The organism is Chelatococcus sp. YT9 (assembly GCF_018398315.1).
Lineage (GTDB): Bacteria > Pseudomonadota > Alphaproteobacteria > Rhizobiales > Beijerinckiaceae > Chelatococcus.
In genome coordinates this window covers 894855-913455 of record NZ_JAHBRW010000001.1, presented here as the reverse complement: position 1 = coordinate 913455, position 18601 = coordinate 894855, and the positions used below count along the sequence as shown (strand labels likewise).

Genomic DNA, 18601 nt, shown 5'->3' with positions numbered 1-18601 from the left:
GCCGTCTCACGCATATCTTGGCCGGCTGACGACATAGCGGCGCCGCACGGCTTCGTTGAAGGTCTCGATGACCATGGATGAAGGCTGGCTTCTCAGGCGTCGCACAGCCCCCTTGTGCAGGACGTGATCTTCCAATTCGGCGAGTCCATTGTCCTCGTACGTCCCGTTGAGGAAGGCGGGCGCTCCCAGCATCCATTCCCGGAACGCCTGGGTCGACCAGGCGAAACAATCCACGCTCGCGCCCTCGAGCGGGTGACCTTCGAGCGCATCCTCGCTTGCGAAAAACTGCAGCGTCCGATCGTCCTCGGCATGGGCGGATTCGACGCAGCTCCAACCCCAGGAGGTCGGCAGCATGTCTGGACCCACAAAGGTGAACCAGTCGCATTCCAGCTGCTGCAGGATCCCTGTGAGTGAATAGAGCGCAAAATTGGTATTGGCCACGCGGAACAGAGACACCGGCCTGCGCAGCTTGAGGCGAAGGTCATTGGCGAGCCCCAGCACGCGTGGCCGGTCATGTGCCGGTCCCGTGATCAAAGCGACGCCAACATCGCTCGCCACGTTGCTCATTTCGTCGGCAAGCTCCTCCAGCACCAGCAGGACGTCGCTCGCTTCTTTCGGCAAGACGACGACTACCAGGCGCCGAGCCTTCTGGACGATGAGATTGTCGGTCCGCCGCGAGAGCGTGAGCACTTGGCGGCGAAAGGCTGCGACGAACTGGTCGAAGAAGGGTTCAACCGGCAGGCTCGGATAGAGCATCGCTACCTGTGCCAGCGGGCGGCTGTCGAGACAGGAGCGGAAAATGCTCGCATCAAGAACCTGAACCACAGAACTTCCGTCCGCGAAGACGATTTTCAACATTGGGTTGAAGAGGTCTCCGTCGCTGACCTGACCTCGAAAGATGCCGACGAAGCCGGCTTGGTCGAAGAGGTCGTCCATCCGGGGAAAGGCTGCCTGCAGGTCAGGTCGCGGCTTGCTGTAGCGTGAGGAGCCATCGAGATGCAGGAGATTGTCTCCCAGCTTCATGATGACATCCTCGATGCGCTTGTAAGGGCTGAGGAGCCAGCCCTCGACAAAGACGCCGAAGTCCTCGAGAACGATAGCGCGGTCGATGGACAGGGCTACTCCGCCCTGGGCGACGGATTTGCCGGATGGAACCCAGTTGCCGGACAGCTCGATGAGGCGCTCGATCTGCCGCAGGCGGCGATCGTCTGAATGCGCTCTGAGCTCATGGAGCCGTGCGAGCGCATCCTTTTCGGAGAGCGCGTGAAGCGGCTTCACGCTGCGCAGGAAGACCGGGTTCTCGAAGCCGCGGTAGAGAAAGAAGTCCGCCATCGGCGCGCTTGGACGCCAGCGCGTGGATGCAATGCCGAAGAAGGCCAGAGCCCCGTCCGGCAGGTCATCCCGCGGATAGGTCGCGACGAAAAGGCCGGCGGGATATTTTTGGCCGTCCACGATCACGCCGCAGAAGTTGAGCGGTTCGCCTTCCATGGCCCAGCCGCTGACGATGACGAGATCATCGGACAGGGGGCAAATCGCCTCGACGAAACCGCGCTCAGCGCCAGGGAGGGGCCGGAAAGGAATGCGGCATAACGGCTCGGCTTCGCCGCGCAATCGCATCAGATCGGACGCGAGATCAGAAAACTGGCCGGTCTGCGTGGTGGCTTCGGCGTGCCGCGCGACCTCCTCGGCGAGCTCGAGCGCTTCGGTCACCGTCGGCATCTCGGCGCCGCCGAGGCCGAACGCCGTGCCGGTCACGCGGATCATCAGCCGCTGCCCACGATTGCTCGGAGGGACACGGAAACAGTTGTAGAAGGTCTCCGGGCCAAATCGGAAGCCAGGCATGAACTCGGGATCATGCGAATAGCCGAGATCGGAGCGAAACTGGTTCACCTCCGTCTCCGCGAGAACCGTGTTGCCGGCAATCAGCTGGACCTTCAGGCGGAGCGCTGGCTGCTCAAGGTTGAAAACCCATCCGATGATACCCTGATCAGCACTGACAAGGTCAATGCGCCCACGGATGGAAGAGCCCGGCGCTCGCTGTACGGCGTCCCCTGGTGCTTCCGCTGCCCGGCCGCCACTCGGACCGCTGGGCGATTCTGTAACCAGCTGCCCGTCCGGCGGCTCGGGATCCCGGACCTCTACGTCCGGTGAAGCAGCAGCCGTCGCCGGCAGGGCCTCCACCGAAGCGGCCTCCTCCCCGCTTGCCGCCTCCAGCTGCGGCGGCGTCGCTGCGGACGCGGCCACCCTCTCCTCATCGGGCGCTGAAGAATTTCCGGCAAGCGCGTCGCCATCAGAGGCCGCTTGTGCGGGAGCGGATGTCTTGCGCCGTGACGAGCGGCTGGCCGTGGGCCGCCGCTCCTTCATGGATATGACAGCGTTGGCCGGTGGAACTGTAGTCGTCGCCGCATCGTCTCCATTCTCGGGAAGCGATCGCTTGGACAGCTTCTCATCGGTGGTGGCGCGCGTCATGAAGCCTGCCTTACTCTTCTAGACTTGGCGTACCGGCCATCAGGCCCGATGAAGGGCCGGATTTTCGGAACACAGCTCGGACATTTCAAGCCATTCACGGCTTTCGGTGTCCACTCACAGGAAATGCCATGCGGCAACCAAGCAATTGAGCTGCCAACCAGCTCGGCTGCACGCTTTTACGCGGAGAAGGCGGTGCGACATCGTGGCTGCAACCTCGTTCGGACCGACTGCCCCTCTCGTGTCGCATGTCTAAAGACGATGTGGCACGCTGTTGCGGTTGAGGAATTCACGCATTGTCCGGTATCTCTGCGGGAATGCCTTCTGGAACTTGTCGAACAGTTCCGGCTTGTAGATGTCGCGCCATGAAGCCGTTGCGACCTCTTCCTCCGAGATCAGCGGGATACAATGCGTCTCGGCGAGTTCCTTGCTGCGTTCGTCATAGTCGACCAGCACGCCGGGCACACCGCTTGCCATCGCAGGCAGGATACCGTGAACGCGATAGCCGATCGCAAGGTCCATCGTCCGAATGAACTCATCGTATTGCTCTACTGAGCGGTTGAAGAACAGCTGGTTCTCGTAGATCTTGAGAATCTGTGCCTCGTTCGGGCCGGTCAGCCATCCGTTGCCGCGCAGGGTGTTCACCGCGGTCTCGATGCGTTCGGGATGACGGAAGAAGAAGGCTTTTTCCTCCCGCTCACCATGCAGAGTCACCGTGAGGTTGCTCTCCTTGTCGAGCCGCAGCATGAAGTCCCGCTGGATGCGCAGATATTCCTCGATGTTGCGCGCATAGCCCTTGCCCGTCTCGCGGCGCAGACTGAACGCGATCTTGCGGATATCATAGGCCTCCTTGACCCGGAGCTTCAGCTTCTCGTCGCGCGCGCGGAACATGGACGGGCAGCCAACCACCTCGACATTCTTAATGCCGTTGTCGGCGAGCACCTGAGCCGAGAAGGCGCCGCGAACCCCGATCTGGGCACAGTGGTCGGCGATCCCGGACCAGACGCGCAGAGCCTCAGGCGGCAAGTCGATGCGGCGATTTGATTCCGCCTGGGCCCCAACGCCGATCGCATAGACAGGAATACGCAAGCGCGAGATCAGTTCGCCGGCACGTTCCCATTGCATGAACTCGTGGATGAAATTCGAGCCGCGCAGGAACACGAAATCGAACTCGGCATTGTAGCGATCGACGTCCTTGTCGGAGAAGTCGATGATATTGGCGACTTCCACGTCCTCGAAGGCGAGGAGTTTAAGAGTGGAATCATAGACCATCAGATCGCCGATGTTCGAATAGGTGTCGATCACCCGTTCGATCGGCCAGCGATGCAGCTTGATCTTGTCATGTTCGTAGCGCGCACCGGCGGGAATCATGACCAGCGCCTTGGCCGGGCGGCGCAACGGCAGCGGATGGCGTGAGCTATTGGGAAGCGCCTGGCCATTCTTGGCAAACGCGACATCGATCAGGCGGCGTGGCGCTGATTCCGGCACGCGTGGCAGCCTGAGCTCAAAAATTTTCTTGTTGGCGTAGCGAGCAACGCCGGGTGCTGTCTTCAGTCCCTGCGGGGCGATATTGGCGAATGGCGTGCCGTCGATGGAAACGCGCAGACCCTCGTTCAGGAGATCTGCTGCATCGTTGTGCACCCAGCCGCGCAAACGCTCATCGGTTACGCTTTCGACGTGGGCGAGGCCCGAGAGGGACGGGTGCTGATTACTGGAAACAGTGTCCGAACGGTTCGGTGATGTTGTCGTATCGCCCGCTTCGGCGGTTGACACGGCTTGCGATTGACCTTCCATCAGACTGCTCATTCGGATTCCTTCGTCGCCAAACACCATTGCGCGGCCCTGATATCCGTCATGGAACCCTACCAGCCCTCATCACGGCCGCACGATACATTCCCCAAGCACACACGCCGCGGGCACAGCCTCCGCCGAGGCTATTGACCACAAGTGGAGCCTGTCCCTGCACAAAAAGCGTGCCAGCAGAAACAAAAGCCAAGCTTCGCTCCAATCTCACGTCTTGCGATCAGCGATCATTGACTGGTCATTGGGGCCTAAAGATGAAACATGCGTATGACAGCGTGCGAAACTTCGCCGGACCATATCCCGGAAATCCGGCTCATGCTCAGACAATACGAACCGATTATAGATTCGTTTGAGTCATAGCCGCATTCTGCAGCGTCGGGAAGTCCAACCCGTTGATTATTTTGATAAAACCCAACGGCGAGGTAGTATTTAGCTACCATTTCCCGGGTTGGGGAATGCGCCATTGTTGCGCTGCAGCAACAATTTGCGCCATTCATGTCAAGCACCGCCTCCAGCGGCCGCTGATCAGGCGGTCTTCACCGACCGTTGGCGGGCCTGCGGGCGGAGCCAGCGGAAAGGTCCCGGCTTCCGCGGCACGCGCAGGTCAGTTTTCCGCGCGGTCTGCCAAGCCTTTTTCCCATGCGAGTGCCTGCGAGACAATCATGTCGAGGTTCTGGAATTGAGGGTTCCAGTCGAGCGTCGACTTTATCTTCGCGACCTCAGCGACGATCGCGGCAGGATCGCCGGCGCGGCGCGGGCTGAGAACCACCGGGATATCCACGCCGCTCACGCGTTTGACCGCTTCCACGACCTCCAGGACGGAATATCCGCGCCCGTATCCGCAGTTCAACGTGAGATTATCCCCGCCGGCACGCAGATGATCCAATGCGGCGACATGCGCCTGCGCCAGATCGCTCACTTGGATATAGTCGCGCAGGCACGAGCCGTCCGGCGTGTCATAGTCTGTTCCAAAGACCTCAAGCTGCGGACGCAGCCCAAGCGCCGCCTGGCACGCGACCTTGATCAGGTGAGTCGCTGCGGGCGTCGATTGGCCGGTACGGCCTCCTGGATCAGCACCTGCCACGTTGAAATAGCGCAGCACGACATATTTGAGCCCATGGGCGAACGCTGTGTCCTGCAGCATCCACTCGCTCATCAGCTTGGACCGTCCGTAGGGCGAGACCGGCTCGAGGGGCACGTCCTCTGGGACTGGCATGACCGGAGGGTTGCCGTAGACCGCCGCCGTGGATGAAAAAATGAAGCTTTCCACGCCGTTGCGCACGGCCGAGGCGAGAAGGCTGCGGGTCTTGGCGGTGTTGCCCAAATAATAGCCCAGAGGATCTGCAACCGATTCGGGCACAACGATCCTGGCCGCGAAATGGGCGATGGCTGTGACGCCATAGTCCTTGATCGTTTTGTCGAGAAGAGCATCGTCCGCGACGTCGCCAACCACGAGGGGCACATCTTCAGGGAGCGCCCAACGAAACCCCGTCGACAAGTTGTCCAGGACGACGACCTCGTCCCCCTGATCGCGAAGAGCCAAGACCATATGGCTTCCGATGTAGCCTGCCCCGCCGGTGACGAGAACGCTCATGCCGATGTTCCTCTTGAACAGCCCGGGGCCGTTCTCTAGCAATAAATGGTCCGGGAAAGAAGGCGGAATGGCCATCCCGCCCTCCCCAAGTTGCGCATCATAGCTAACACGTCTGTCATGCTCTTGTGCAATTGCGAAATATATTTTTGTATATCGATCGTTCGATCGTTTCACGAGCGCTTATCGATCATACCGGCCGCCGTTCGCGGAGGGATCGTTAAGTTCTGGTGAGCTCAATGGCAGATCATAAGGCGTGGCAGGGCGTGGAAGATTGCGCCATGTGGGGGGCGCGCTTCGGCTTCAGTGTTGATCGGCCGTTTCCTATGGAGTTTAACGAAGCGCATATGACAGAAAACAATGTGATTACAAAACGTTCATCAGAATCGCCCCCCCGCCGCATCCGGAAGGCCGTGTTTCCGGTCGCGGGACTTGGCACGCGGTTTCTGCCGGCCACGAAGGCGATGCCGAAGGAGATGCTCACCGTGGTCGACCGGCCGGTGATCCAGCATGTGGTGGATGAGGCGCGCGCCGCCGGCATCGAGCATTTCGTCTTCGTCACCGGCCGCAACAAGAGCGTCATCGAGGACCATTTCGACAGCCAGTTCGAACTGGAGCGCACCCTCGAGGCCCGCGGCAAGACCAAGGAATTGAAGGCGCTGCTCGAGGACCTGCCCGGCCCCGGCCAGACCAGCTTCACCCGCCAGCAGGCGCCCCTCGGTCTCGGCCACGCGGTGTGGTGCGCCCGCGAGATCGTCGGTGACGAGCCCTTCGCGCTGCTTCTGCCGGACATGCTCCACCACGGCGCGACGCCGTGCCTCGCCGACATGATCGCCGCCTACGAGGCCCATGGCGGCAACCATATCGCGGTGGCGCCGGTGCCCGAGGACCAGACCCACCAGTATGGCATCGTAGGCGTCGAGGATGCCAAGGCCAAGGTGTCGAAGATCACCAGCATGGTCGAGAAGCCGCCGAAGGGCACCGCGCCTTCGAACCTGCACATCACCGGCCGCTATATCCTGGAGCCGGCGATCTTCGACCTGATCGCCACCCAGGAGCGCGGCGCCGGCGGCGAGATCCAGCTCACCGATGCCATGCTCACGCTCGCCAAGACCCGGCCCTTCTACGCCACCCGCTTCGACGGCGCCATCTATGACTGCGGCTCCAAGACAGGCTTCCTCGCCGCCAATGTCGCCTATGCCATGGACAGACCCGACATCGCTCCCATCCTCAGGCAGGATATCAACGCGATCTTGAAGGGTTAGCGAGCTCTCGACAAAGAGGCTGCCGGCTTCGCGCCTCGATATGGAGCATATGGCTCGTGAAGTATCGGGCACATTGAAGTTATCCCGGCCAGGGAGTTCCTGGCCGGGACATGTCTTAGTCAGACATTCAGCCGAATGCATCAGATGATTCAGGTTCGCGTATAGTAATCACGCTCCGATCCATCCAAATGTCCGCTCGACATGCAGCACCGCTTGAAATCTGCGACCGGAACCGCAGACGCAGAGATCATTGCGGCCGAGTTTCTCGACGAGTTCAACATGGCCGTGGACGATCCGATCGCCTCGCTTCACGTGGGTCTCCGAGGGATAGGAGCGACGACGCTTGCTCATGATCTCAAAAGGAGCTCAGGTCCTCGAGGGCGTTAAGATCGTCGCTGGGGCGGTTAGTCTTCATTTGTCTTCTCCTTCATCTCGATTGGTCGGTCGCCGTAGGGCTATGGCCTCGGCTTACTCGGATCGTGGCCCTTCCGGAGTGTCGCGAAGGGTGCGAACGGCATTGCCGCGCTCAACCGATACGCGGGCGAGCCAGTCGCTGAACCGGGCCGTGTCGCGATCACGCTCATGCATGGCGGCGAGGAGTGCGCGAAGCCTTGCGACGGCCAACGACTTGTTGCGGTGCTGCGAGCGTTCGTCGCGCGCAACTACCGCGATGCCGGTCGGCAGGTGCACAGCACGGACCGCGCTCTCTGTCCGGTTCTGGTGTTGCCCGCCCGGTCCACCGGCTCGCAGCGCCTCGAACCGCAGATCCGCGTCCGCTACGAGCGGCAGTTCCACGGGAGCTGATACTCGTCGAACGGCAATGAACCAGTTCTTGCGCCGATGCCCCGGTCTAAGGGTACTCTTTGCTATCCATCGCACGCTACCCTCCCACGACCTTGCGAAGGTTTCCGCGCCGATGCCGTCCACGGATAGGAGAAGGGAAGCGGGCAAGGCTTCATCGCTCTCGCAACTGAAGGCGAGCCCGTGGCTTAGCGCTTCCTCGCGCATGCAAGCAGCGACGGCCACCACGCCCTGCCGGCATTCCGACGGTCCCCGTCCCGCCGAGACACACAGGACAAGCCCGCTCATCACGAAGCCCTCCCGTTTCGGGGGCGAGCCTCGCGCAAGGTCTTGAAGGTGATGACCGGACGTAGGACAGCCACCACGCTAACCATTGCGTGGCGAACCATATCGTCGATCACGTGCTCAATATTCTTGTAGGCCTCGGGAGCCTCCTCCACCAGCAGGCGCCGATCGGAACAGAGAATGCGCCCGCCGAACGCATTGCGGGTGAGACGAGCGAGATCCCCCTGCTGCTTTCTCACACGCCCCTCCATCGAGGCGCGATCATGGCGGCGGCCAGCGCCGTGGGCAATCGACGTTATGGCTCCGGCGGGAGGCGGCAAGGGCGCGACGAGATAGGTGAGAGCACCCCGCGACCCCGGCACCGGCACGAGCCCCCGGTCAGCCGGAGCGGCCCCTTTGCGATGAAGCACCTTGTGGTCCACCTGCTCAGCCAGATTATGGGGGCTGTCGACCGTCAGTGCTCCATCACAGCGCAGCGCGGCCATCGCGCGCGTGGCGATGACGCGCCGGTTCAGCCTGGCGAAAGCGACCGCATTGTCGTGGGCGGCAAGATAAGCCTCGCCGCCTGCGGACAGGGGTAAGCCTTCGGTGCCGCCGGCATGGTGGTCCGCCAGGACGGCTGCTCCGAGCCCGCGCGAGCCCGAATGGATGAGCAGGGCGAGCGCGCCCGCCTCTATACCGGCGCCGCGGGCGCGTTCTGGGTCAACGATCTCGGCGACCGCTTGGAGCTCGCAGAAGTGGTTGCCACCGCCGACAGTGCCGAGGCTGTCCGCAAAGCCGCCATCGTCAATGCCTTCTTTGGCGACAAGGTCCCGCGCGTCGCCGGGCCAGGGGCCCTCGATAGCGGCGAATCGTTCCGCCGCTTTGTCGATCTTGAGCCGGCGCTCGGTGAGATCGAGGCTCCAGAGCTGCATGCCGCAACCGATATCAGTGCCGATGATATCCGGATAGACGATGCCTTCTGCGAGAACCGCGCAGCCGACCGGGCCGTGATGGCCGGGATGCAGGTCCGGCATGCCGGCCACGGCTATCACGCCGTTGCGTTCTGCCGTTTGTTCGAGCTGCCGCACGGCAGCTCCCTCGATCCACGATGTGGACGAGGCAAAGATGCGGACGCGCGCGTCGGCGGCCGCGTAGAATGAAGTGCCCATGATTGGCTCAAGCGAAAAGCCGCGCAGCCTCGAGAGGCACGCGTGGTCAGGCAACGGTCAGCGAGGACCGGATGATGATCAGTGAGAAGCCCTGACCGGGCGGAAGGTCGCAGACATGGCCTTGCCCTCTCTCGCAATGGACGTGAGTGTCCGAAAATTCGGCGCGTCTCTTACGACGTCTCGTTGTTGCCGGCTAGTGCAATTCTGCAACGCCAGCGCTTCTAGTCCGCATTGTGCGAACGAAACCGATGCAGCGTCTCTTTCATGTGGTCCATCATGGCGCGATGCGCGCCCTCAGCGTCGCCAGCGGCGATGAGGCGAAAAATTTCGGCGTGCCGCTCTTGGCGTGTCATCACAATGGCCTCTGTCTTCGCATCGTCGTCGCGGAGGAAGGCGATGGCGTCGCGCAGCGTCTCCGACCAGAAATGAATGATCTTTATGAGGATCTGGTTGCGGCTGATGCGCGCGATGGCGAGGTGAAAGGCGAGATCTTCATCCACGCCGTCACGTCCCTCGGCCTCGGCTTTGGCCATCGCGCCGAGCGCGGTGCGCAGAACCTCGATATCCTCAGGCGTTCTGCGCTCCGCGGCCAGTCTCGCGGTTTCGCTCTCGACCCCGCGGCGAACCTCGAGCAGGTCCAGCAATCCTTCCTGCGATGCGTTGAGATCTCCGATGCGGATGCGCAGCACCTTTTGGTCGGCGACGAATAGCCCCTGACCCTGTCGGCTTTCCACGAGCCCGTCCGCGCGCAGAAAGGCCAGTGCCTCCCGCACCACAGGTCTGCTCACCTGCAATTGTCGCGCGATCTCCGCTTCTGATGGGAGGCGCGAGCCGGCCGGCATGCCTTTGCGGATAGAGGCCTCCAGCCTTTGGACCGCATCGCCGACCAACCCCATCCGGGGCGCGACAGCTTCGAGTTTCACACCGTGCATCCCGAAAAAAACTTCATGTTGCCTAGTTGCCATGTCGTAAGGTGTATGACAAGTGTGAGCGAACAAAAAAAGCCAGACCGCGCATCACCAACAAGGGAGGATTGGCTACGGCGCCAGCCGACGTCTGACGCCAGGCCGGAGCTATGCAGAAATTCCTCGATGTTCTCTACCGGGCGCTCGACGTCCTGCTGGTGGTCCTTCTGGCGGGGATGGTCGCGCTTGTTTTTGCGAATGCCGTCGCCCGTTATGTCTTCGACTACAGCATTCACGTTGCGGACGAGTTGCCGCGCTTCCTGTTCGTATGGCTCACGTTCATCGGAGCTGCGGCGGCGCACCGGCAATCCCTGCACCTCGGCATGAAGTTTGTCATCACGTCCTTTCCGAAGACGGCGTGGCCGGTGCTGATGGCGCTCTCCGAAGTGCTGATCCTCGGCTGCTGTCTGCTCCTCGTCTGGGGCGGGGTGTTGACGTGGCAGGTCAATGCATCGGTGACCTCGCCGATACTGGGCGTGTCGCTCGTCTATGTGCACGGCGTCGCAGTCTTCGCGGCCGTGCTGATGGCGATGTCCTCGACCTGGCGGCTCGTGCGTCTCGCGCGGGGCGAAATGACGGAGCATGAACTCGCGCTTTTCGCGGAGACGGAAGAAGACCAGGTTATTGCGGAAACAAAGGGGCGGCTCGATTGACAGTCACAGTCTTCATCGTTGCGCTCTGCGCCGCCCTGGCGGTTGGCGTGCCGGTTTCCTTCGCGCTCATCATTTGCAGCGTCGCCCTGATGCTTCAGCTTGGCTTGTTCAACGCGCAGATCATCGCGCAAAATCTCGTGACGGGTGCTGATAATTTTCAGCTTTTGGCCATTCCATTCTTCCTGCTCGCGGGAGAGCTTATGAATGCTGGCGGCTTGTCCCGCCGCATCGTGCATTTCGCGATGTCGTTCGTGGGCCACTACCATGGCGGCCTGGGCTATGTCGTAATTTTCGCGGCGATCATCCTGGCGTCGCTATCAGGGTCCGCGGCGGCCGATACGGCGGCGCTCGCCGCGTTCCTGCTGCCTATGATGCGTTCGTCAGGCTATGATGCGGGCCGGTCTGCGGGTCTCATCGCGGCTGGGGGGATCATCGCGCCGGTCATTCCGCCGTCGGTCGGCTTCATCGTTTTTGGCGTCGCGGCCAATGTGTCGATCACACAGCTCTTCCTCGGCGGCGTTGTGCCGGGCCTCCTAATGGCGCTTTCGCTGGTCGTCGCATGGGCATTCGTCGTGCGGGGCGAGACCAATCTCAAGCTGCTGCCAAAGGCGAGCTGGAGGGAACGTGCGCGGGCGGGCATCGACGGCATTTTTGCCCTCATGATGCCGGTCATCGTGCTTGGCGTCATCCGCTTCGGCATCGTAACGCCCACGGAGGCGGCGGTGACGGCCGCAGTCTACGCGATGCTCGTCGGATTGTTCGTGTATCGGGAGATCACGATACCTCAGCTCTATCCCATATTCCTCGCCGCGGCGAAGATGACGGCAATTGTCATGTTCCTCGTTGCGTCGGCGACAATTTCTGCGTGGCTGATAGCGCAGGCGGATATTCCAGGGCAATTCAGCGAGTTCCTGGGACCATTTAAGGACAACCAGACACTGTTCCTGCTGGTCGTGATGTTGCTCGTCTTCCTGATCGGGACGGCGCTCGATTTCAATCCAACTGTTCTCATTCTGACGCCTATCCTTATGCCGCTCGTCAAGGAGGTGGGGATCAATCCCGTCTACTTCGGCGTGCTGTTCATCATGGTCAACGCGATCGGCCTGATCACGCCGCCCGTGGGCATTGTGCTGAACGTGGTATGCGGGGTCGGAAACGTATCGATGAAGCGGGTGATGGTTGGAATATGGCCGTTCCTGCTTGCGCAGTGCCTCGTCGTGGTGCTGCTGGTGTTGTTCCCCGAACTCGTCCTGGAGCCGCTCAGATGGCTGCGTGGGCGTTGAATATTGCTCAGAACACGAAAGAGTGGAGGAATACTGTAATGCCCAAGAAAAATATGTTCGCGCTACTGGCAGGTGTTCTTGCCGTTGCGATTCCGCTAGGAGGCGGCGCGTCGGCGGAGGTGCAAGATCGCTCTATCCGGGTGGGCAGCACATTGTCCCCCGAGCATCCCAATGGAATTGCGATCAAGGCCATGGCGGCCTGTGCTGCCAAGCAGAGCGATGGTAAGATCAAGATCCAGGGTATCTACAATGCCGCGCTTGGCGGCGATCAAGAGATGAGCCAGGCGGCGCGCGCCGGCACCCTCGACATGTTCACCACGACAACATCACCGTTGGTCGGGCTGGAGCCAAAACTCGGGGTCTTCGATCTGCCGTTCCTCTTCAATAACCGGGACGAGGCTCTGGCTGTATTGGATGGACCGTTTGGCAAGACTGTATCAGATCTGATGCCGGCGCGGGGGCTCATCAACCTGTCGTTCTGGGACTATGGCTTCCGGCAAATCACCAATTCCAAGCGGCCTATCAAGTCGGTTGATGATCTGCGTGGTATAAGGCTGCGCGTGATCCAGAACAACATCTTTATCGATGCCTTCTCAACGCTCGGCGCCAACCCTATCCCGATGAGCTGGGGTGAGGTTTTCCCGGCGCTGGAAACGGGCGCGATCGACGGCCAGGAGAACCCCGTGCTCACGATCAGTGATGCGCAGCTCTCCGATGTTCAGAAGTATCTGTCGCGCACGAACCATGTTTATAGCGCCCTGATGGTCATCTATTCCAAGTCTCTGTGGGACAAGCTGTCGGCGGATGAGCAAAAAATAATCCAGGCCTGTGCGAATGAGGCGAAGGCGGTACAGCGCGAGGAAATGGGCAAGCGCGCTGATCAGGCTTACGCGAAATTGCAGAAGGACGGCATGGCGATCAACGATGTCGATCCGGCTGCCTTGGAGGATATGCGTAAGCGCCTCGCGCCACTCTATGAGAAATATGCGGCTTCGATCGGCAAGGACATGATCGATGCCTTGAATGCGCAAGTCGCAGAAATCCGTAAGAAGTAATCGGCCCAGGGGCCACGGGGAAATGCCCGGCGGGGCATTTCCTCAATGCAGAGGAAAGTCACGTGAAGATTACCGCCATCAAGACTACGGTCGTCAATGCCGAGATGCGCAACTGGGTCTTCGTGAAGGTCGAGACGGATACCCCCGGCCTCTATGGTTGGGGCGAGGCGACGCTCGAATGGAAGACCCGCGCTGTGGTCGGTGCGGTGGAGGATATCGAGCCGCTCTTGGTGGGCAAGGATCCGCGCGACATCGAGCAAGCCGTGCGCATCATGCACAAGCATGGCTTCTGGAAAATGGGGTCGATCGGCGCGTCGGCCATTTCCGGCATCGAGGTCGCCCTCTGGGATATCCTTGGCAAGGATCTTGGTGTTCCGGTCTGGCGCCTATTGGGTGGCAAGACACGCGACAAGGTGCCGGTGTACACGCATCTCGGCCTCGGGGACATGAAGTCTGTCTATGAGACGATGGAGGTGGCGAGCCTCGTGGAGAGCGCGCTTGCTGTCATGGAGAAAGGCTATCGCGCCCTGAAGGTCGTCTTTATTCCCTACACGCACTACACCACGACGATCCGCAACGTGGATCATGTTGAGAAGCTGATGATGGGCCTGCGCGAGGCCGTCGGTGACGAGGTGGAGATCATGATCGATTTCCACGGTCGTCCCGCGAGCGTCGCGGCGGCATTGGATTATATTAGGGTGCTGGCGCCGGGGCGTCCACTTTTCGTGGAGGAGCCGGTTCCCCCGTTTGATCCGCAGCTCATGCGAGAAATTGCACGGCAGTCTACAGTGCCGGTTGCAACCGGTGAGCGGCTGATCGGGCGCGCCGAGTTCGAGCCGCTGTTTCACATGCGCGCCCTACATATCGCGCAGCCAGACATTGCCCACACAGGTGGGCTGTGGGAGGCGCGGAAGATCGCGGCAGCAGCTGAAACGGCCGGTGTGGGCATCGCGCCGCACAATCCGCTTGGCCCAATCGCGGGCGTCACGGCGCTGCACTTCGATATCGCAACGCCGAACTTCGTTATCCAGGAGGAAATGACGGGTTCGGTGCCTTGGTATGGCGAGGTCGTGGAAAGCCCGATCCAGCGTGTGGACAGCGCCTGGATGGTCCCCGAGCAACCTGGGCTGGGCCTGGAAGTCAATGAAACGGTGGCGGCGAAGTACCCCTTCAAGAAGGAGGTGTACCACGCGCAGAATGCCGTCCTTGCGGATGGCACGATCGCGGATTGGTAGTGCACGGCCCCTATGAAGGGGCTGAGGAAACTGCACTGGTTTGCGTGATACGTTTTAGCGGGAGCCGGCCATGAGGCCGGCTCCTTGCGTTTCAAAAGGGGCCAACCGAAAGTTGTTAACAGCATCGGCTGCGCGTGCTGCCTTAAAAGAAGGCGGATCGGTGCACTCTCCCTGCGATCGCGCTCGCGGCAACCCTGAATGCTTTGGCGCAGGGATGTGCAGGCCGTGGCTATCAATGCTGTTTTCAGTGCCTTCACGAAGCAGAAAATACGAAATTTGCGGGCGAAATTGGAACTAAAAATTGCTCAACCCCGTCGATGCTCGGGGGCCGGCAAATGCACCATCCAACAACGCCCGGCGAGAAGAAGAGGGGGTTCGAATTTTATGGGTCAGCGTCCAAATTGCATATTAATTGCGCAGAATCCTCGGAAGCGCCGCAAAAATAAACAGGCGTGTATGTACAAACATACTTGACTGTTTGTAAATTGCGATGCCTGATGGTGCCAAAGGGAGCACCAATGGCAGTTCGCAGGCAGCGTCGGACCCAGCAGGAGCGTAGCGCCGATACATCGGAGCGGCTGCTGAATGCGACCATCGATCTATTGCATGATCGTGGTCTTTATCGCATGTCTACGTCTGAAATTGCCGAGATCGCAGGTCTATCCCGGGGTGCGTTGACGCATCATTTTAGTTCAAAAGAGGAGATAATTGTCGAAGCTGTTGGCTATATGCTTCGAAAGGTCACCGCCGGATTGCATGAAATGGCCGAAGGGATTCGGTTTTCTGGTAGTTCTACGGATGAAATTGTCGAATATCTCTGGCGAATGATGAATGATCGCCTTTTTTACGTTACGATGGAGTATCTTCCCGAGGCGCGGCACAACCCGGAATTTCGCGAGAAGATCGTCCCGGTCGTCAAGGAGTTCCACGAGGGGCTCAACGCTGTCTGGGCAGAACTCGCAGCGCAGGCTGGCGTCAGCGTTGATCAGGTCCTTGTCTTGATGAACGCCACCATGTGCATGTTCCGCGGCATGATCTCGCAGACGACGGTCAAGGATGATCCCGCCTATTTCCAGGAGTTGCTTCAATTCTGGAAGGGGCAGGTCAGGCGGGAATTCAATGCAGTCGTGGCCTCGTCGCCGGCCATGCGGCGAGCCGCCCGAAACTAGAAGCCGCGCATAGCCAAGCTGCGCACTTCACAAGTGTCGAAGTCATAGCGCGTGTCGCACGCGGTAAGAACACGTTGGGGGACCATGCAAACACAGGAGCTACGCGGGCCGTGCACGCCGGCATATCCACTTGCCGTGGAGAATGTCCGGTTGTCCTTCGCCGGCCTGAAGGCATTGGATGGCGCGTCCTTCCACGTCGCCCCGGGCATCGTGACCGGGCTTATCGGGCCCAACGGTGCCGGCAAGACAACGATGTTCAATGTCATATCCGGGCTTTACCGCGCCGACGCCGGGTCGATCTCGTTCATGGGCGAGGCTATCGAGACTAAGAGCCCGCATCAGATATCCCGCCTTGGCCTTGTCCGCACGTTTCAGATCGCGCGCGGCTTTCCGAAGCTCACGGTGTTCGAGCATCTCATGGTCTATGGGGCCCGCCAGCCCGGTGAGCGGCTGTTGACGGCCGTGTTAGGCTCGGCGGAGGCGCGCCGGCGCGAGGCCGAGTTGTCCGAAAAAGCGCTTGCGGTCGCCGCGCGCCTGCGTCTGTCCCATGTCATCGACAATAAGGTTACCGATCTCTCGGGCGGGCAGAAAAAGCTGCTTGAAATCGGCCGGGCGCTGATGGCCGAACCGCGAATGATCCTGTTCGACGAGCCGGCCGCAGGCGTCAATCCGACATTGGCGGAGGAGATCGGCGACCAGCTTCTGCTGCTGGCTGAAGAGGGCCTGACCGTGCTGCTCATCGAGCACGACATGGCCCTGATCGAGCGCATCTGTCGCCGCGTCATCGTCATGGCGCAAGGTCGCACTTTGGCGGAGGGCAGTTTCGAGGACGTCCGCAGCAATGCGGAGGTGCAGGACGCCTATCTCGGAGGCCGGCGATGAACGCCCACAAGAGGCTGATCGAGGTCACCGGCCTTGTTGGCGGCTACGCGTCCGCCGAGCAGATCGTCAAGGGCGTTGCGATGGGCGCGGATGCGGGCGAGCTCGTCACTATTATCGGTCCCAACGGCGCGGGGAAATCAACTGCGCTGAAGCTGATCTCGGGTCTGCTGCGTCCTGCCGAAGGCCATGTCTATATCAATGGCCAAGACGTGGCCGGCCAGTCTCCGCAGGCGATCGCGCGCGCCGGTCTCGGCTTCGTGCCCCAGGAGCGCAATATTTTCGGCTCGCTTTCGGTTGCCGAGAATTTGGAGATGGGCTGCCGCTTCGAACGGAGCGCGTTCAAGGAACGGGCGGCCGAGGCCTATGCGCGCTTCCCGATGCTGGCAGACAAGCGCCGCACGGCGGCGAAGAGCATGTCCGGCGGGCAGCGGCAGATCCTCGCGATGGCCATGGCGCTGATGGCGAAGCCCAGGGGGTTGCTGCTCGATGAGCCGACTGCCGGCCTGAGCCCGAAGGCTGCCCACGAACTATTCGACTATATCAGGCGTATCGCGGCCGAGGGCATCGCCATTCTGATGGTGGAGCAGAACGCGCTGGAATCGTTGTCGGTGTCCGATCGGGCCTATGTGCTCGTGGATGGCCGCAACCATCTGGAAGGCACGGCGGATGCCGTCGCGAACGATCCAGATATTCGCCGGCTCTTCCTTGGCGGACGCAGCACGAACGGAACGCAATCCGGTAACGACAAGCCGGCGGGTACGGATCCGCAGACGTAATTGTGGTGGAGGGTGAACCATGAAGATTGATTTCACGCGTCGTAGTTTCCTTGGAACGAGCATGCTCGCCACCGGCACGGTGGCGATGCCGGGAATCCTGCGTGCGCAGGAGGGCCCGATCAAGCTTGGCACGTTGACGCCGCTGACCGGCTCGGGCGGCGCCTATGGGCCGGTGATGGCCGAGACCGTGAAGAAGGCCGCGGCCGAGATCAACAAGGCGGGCGGCGTGCTCGGCCGCGAACTCGTCATCATCTCCGAGGACGACCAGACCAATCCGGAAGCCGGGCTGCGCGCTGCGCGCAAGCTCATCGACGTCGACAAGGTCTCGGCGATCATGGGCACCTGGGCTTCGTCGGTGACGACGGCGGTAGCGCCGGTCTGCTGGCAGAGCGGCGTGTTCCTCACGACGGCGTCGGGCGCCGACTCCATCACCAAGCTGCCGCACCAGGGGTTCATCATCCGGACTCAGCCGAATACGACCTTGCAAGGTCGCAAGTTCGGCGAGTTCGCGCTCGAACTCGGTGCGAAGAACGTCGCATTCGTGTCGCCGCAGACCCCCTTCACCGATTCCCAGTATGCGGAACTGAAGAGGGCGGTCGAAGCCGCGGGTGGCAAGACGTCGATCCTCATCTACGACGACAAGAAGACAACACTGCGCACCGAAGTGGACCAGGCGCTGCGGGGCAAGCCCGACGCGATCGTGATGGGCGGTTACACCACCGACACCGCGGTCTTGGTGCGCGATCTGTACAGAGCGAACTACAAGGGCAAGCTGCTTGGGTTCGGCTATGCGGTGAACAAGCAGCTGGTCGATGCTCTACCGCCGGATGTGAGCGAGGGCATCGTCACCCTGTCGCCGTCGGCCGCTGAGGGCACCAATGGCTACAAGCATGTGGTCAAGTTGCTGGGGATCGATTCGCCGGACACCTATAGCTGCCAGATCTATGATCACGTCAATCTTGTCTCGCTGGCCATGGCCGCGGGCAAGGGCACAACCGGCGCGGTCATCAAGGACAACGTTCGCAAGATCGCGCAAGGCGGCGGCGAGAAGGTCGATAACGCGGTCGATGGCCTGAAGCTCGTCGCTGCCGGCACTAAGATCGACTATGATGGCGCCTCTGGGCCGTGCGATTTCACCGATATCGGTGACATCCAGGATGCCCAGTTCCGTTACGAGCAGATCAAGGGCGGCAAGATCGTCCTCCTGAAGATCGCGTAACC

The 18601-nt window shown here is 61.1% G+C and carries 16 protein-coding genes; 9 read left to right on the top strand and 7 right to left on the bottom strand.

The window, feature by feature from the left end:
• Nucleotides 1-6 precede the first annotated feature (6 nt).
• The 3 genes from KIO76_RS04205 to galE all read right to left on the bottom strand — a co-directional run bounded on the left by KIO76_RS04205 (nt 7) and on the right by galE (nt 5863).
• Entirely contained in the window at nt 7-2469 is a 2463-nt protein-coding gene (locus KIO76_RS04205) for a hypothetical protein (RefSeq protein ID WP_213321612.1), read from the bottom strand.
• A 249-nt stretch (nt 2470-2718) separates the two neighbouring features.
• The gene (locus tag KIO76_RS04200) at nt 2719-4272 is read right to left on the bottom strand and encodes a polysaccharide pyruvyl transferase family protein (RefSeq protein ID WP_213321611.1); all 1554 of its coding nucleotides are present in this window, start codon (nt 4270-4272) and stop codon (nt 2719-2721) included.
• A 601-nt stretch (nt 4273-4873) separates the two neighbouring features.
• The gene (gene galE, locus KIO76_RS04195) at nt 4874-5863 is read right to left on the bottom strand and encodes a UDP-glucose 4-epimerase GalE (RefSeq protein WP_213321610.1); all 990 of its coding nucleotides are present in this window, start codon (nt 5861-5863) and stop codon (nt 4874-4876) included.
• Between the two features lie 344 nt (nt 5864-6207).
• Between galE and galU the strand changes: the two genes are divergently transcribed.
• On the top strand, nt 6208-7125 hold the full coding sequence (galU, locus tag KIO76_RS04190; protein ID WP_213325006.1) for a UTP--glucose-1-phosphate uridylyltransferase GalU: 918 nt from the start codon (nt 6208-6210) through the stop codon (nt 7123-7125).
• 168 nt (nt 7126-7293) lie between these two features.
• Here the strand turns inward: galU and KIO76_RS04185 are convergent, their stop codons facing one another.
• The 4 genes from KIO76_RS04185 to KIO76_RS04170 form a co-directional block, all read right to left on the bottom strand.
• Entirely contained in the window at nt 7294-7476 is a 183-nt protein-coding gene (locus KIO76_RS04185) for an SEC-C metal-binding domain-containing protein (protein ID WP_213321609.1), read from the bottom strand.
• 117 nt (nt 7477-7593) lie between these two features.
• On the bottom strand, nt 7594-8214 hold the full coding sequence (gene prfH / locus KIO76_RS04180) for a peptide chain release factor H (protein ID WP_213321608.1): 621 nt from the start codon (nt 8212-8214) through the stop codon (nt 7594-7596).
• Nucleotides 8214-9362: an RNA ligase RtcB family protein gene (locus KIO76_RS04175; RefSeq protein ID WP_213321607.1), complete on the bottom strand. Its 1149-nt coding sequence runs from the start codon at nt 9360-9362 to the stop codon at nt 8214-8216. Before KIO76_RS04175 ends, prfH begins: the two co-directional genes overlap by 1 nt.
• 221 nt (nt 9363-9583) lie before the next feature.
• On the bottom strand, nt 9584-10285 hold the full coding sequence (locus tag KIO76_RS04170; protein ID WP_213321606.1) for a FadR/GntR family transcriptional regulator: 702 nt from the start codon (nt 10283-10285) through the stop codon (nt 9584-9586).
• A 152-nt stretch (nt 10286-10437) separates the two neighbouring features.
• Here KIO76_RS04170 and KIO76_RS04165 point away from each other — a divergent pair, with 152 nt between their 5' ends.
• The 8 genes from KIO76_RS04165 to KIO76_RS04130 all read left to right on the top strand — a co-directional run bounded on the left by KIO76_RS04165 (nt 10438) and on the right by KIO76_RS04130 (nt 18599).
• Entirely contained in the window at nt 10438-10980 is a 543-nt protein-coding gene (locus KIO76_RS04165) for a TRAP transporter small permease (protein WP_213321605.1), read from the top strand.
• On the top strand, nt 10977-12263 hold the full coding sequence (locus KIO76_RS04160; protein WP_213321604.1) for a TRAP transporter large permease: 1287 nt from the start codon (nt 10977-10979) through the stop codon (nt 12261-12263). The genes KIO76_RS04165 and KIO76_RS04160 overlap by 4 nt, the downstream gene beginning before the upstream one ends.
• A complete protein-coding gene (locus tag KIO76_RS04155; protein WP_213321603.1) occupies nt 12245-13318 on the top strand; it encodes a DctP family TRAP transporter solute-binding subunit in 1074 nt (357 codons plus the stop codon). Before KIO76_RS04160 ends, KIO76_RS04155 begins: the two co-directional genes overlap by 19 nt.
• A gap of 62 nt (nt 13319-13380) precedes the next feature.
• Entirely contained in the window at nt 13381-14553 is a 1173-nt protein-coding gene (dgoD, locus tag KIO76_RS04150; protein WP_213321602.1) for a galactonate dehydratase, read from the top strand.
• A gap of 497 nt (nt 14554-15050) precedes the next feature.
• A complete protein-coding gene (locus tag KIO76_RS04145; RefSeq protein ID WP_213321601.1) occupies nt 15051-15722 on the top strand; it encodes a TetR/AcrR family transcriptional regulator in 672 nt (223 codons plus the stop codon).
• 84 nt (nt 15723-15806) lie between these two features.
• Entirely contained in the window at nt 15807-16604 is a 798-nt protein-coding gene (locus tag KIO76_RS04140) for an ABC transporter ATP-binding protein (protein ID WP_213321600.1), read from the top strand.
• On the top strand, nt 16601-17380 hold the full coding sequence (locus tag KIO76_RS04135; protein WP_249729479.1) for an ABC transporter ATP-binding protein: 780 nt from the start codon (nt 16601-16603) through the stop codon (nt 17378-17380). The genes KIO76_RS04140 and KIO76_RS04135 overlap by 4 nt, the downstream gene beginning before the upstream one ends.
• Before the next feature lie 19 nt (nt 17381-17399).
• Nucleotides 17400-18599 carry an ABC transporter substrate-binding protein gene (locus KIO76_RS04130; protein ID WP_213321599.1) on the top strand — a complete coding sequence of 400 codons (1200 nt, stop codon included), beginning with the start codon at nt 17400-17402 and terminating at the stop codon, nt 18597-18599.
• Nucleotides 18600-18601: the final 2 nt, after the last annotated feature.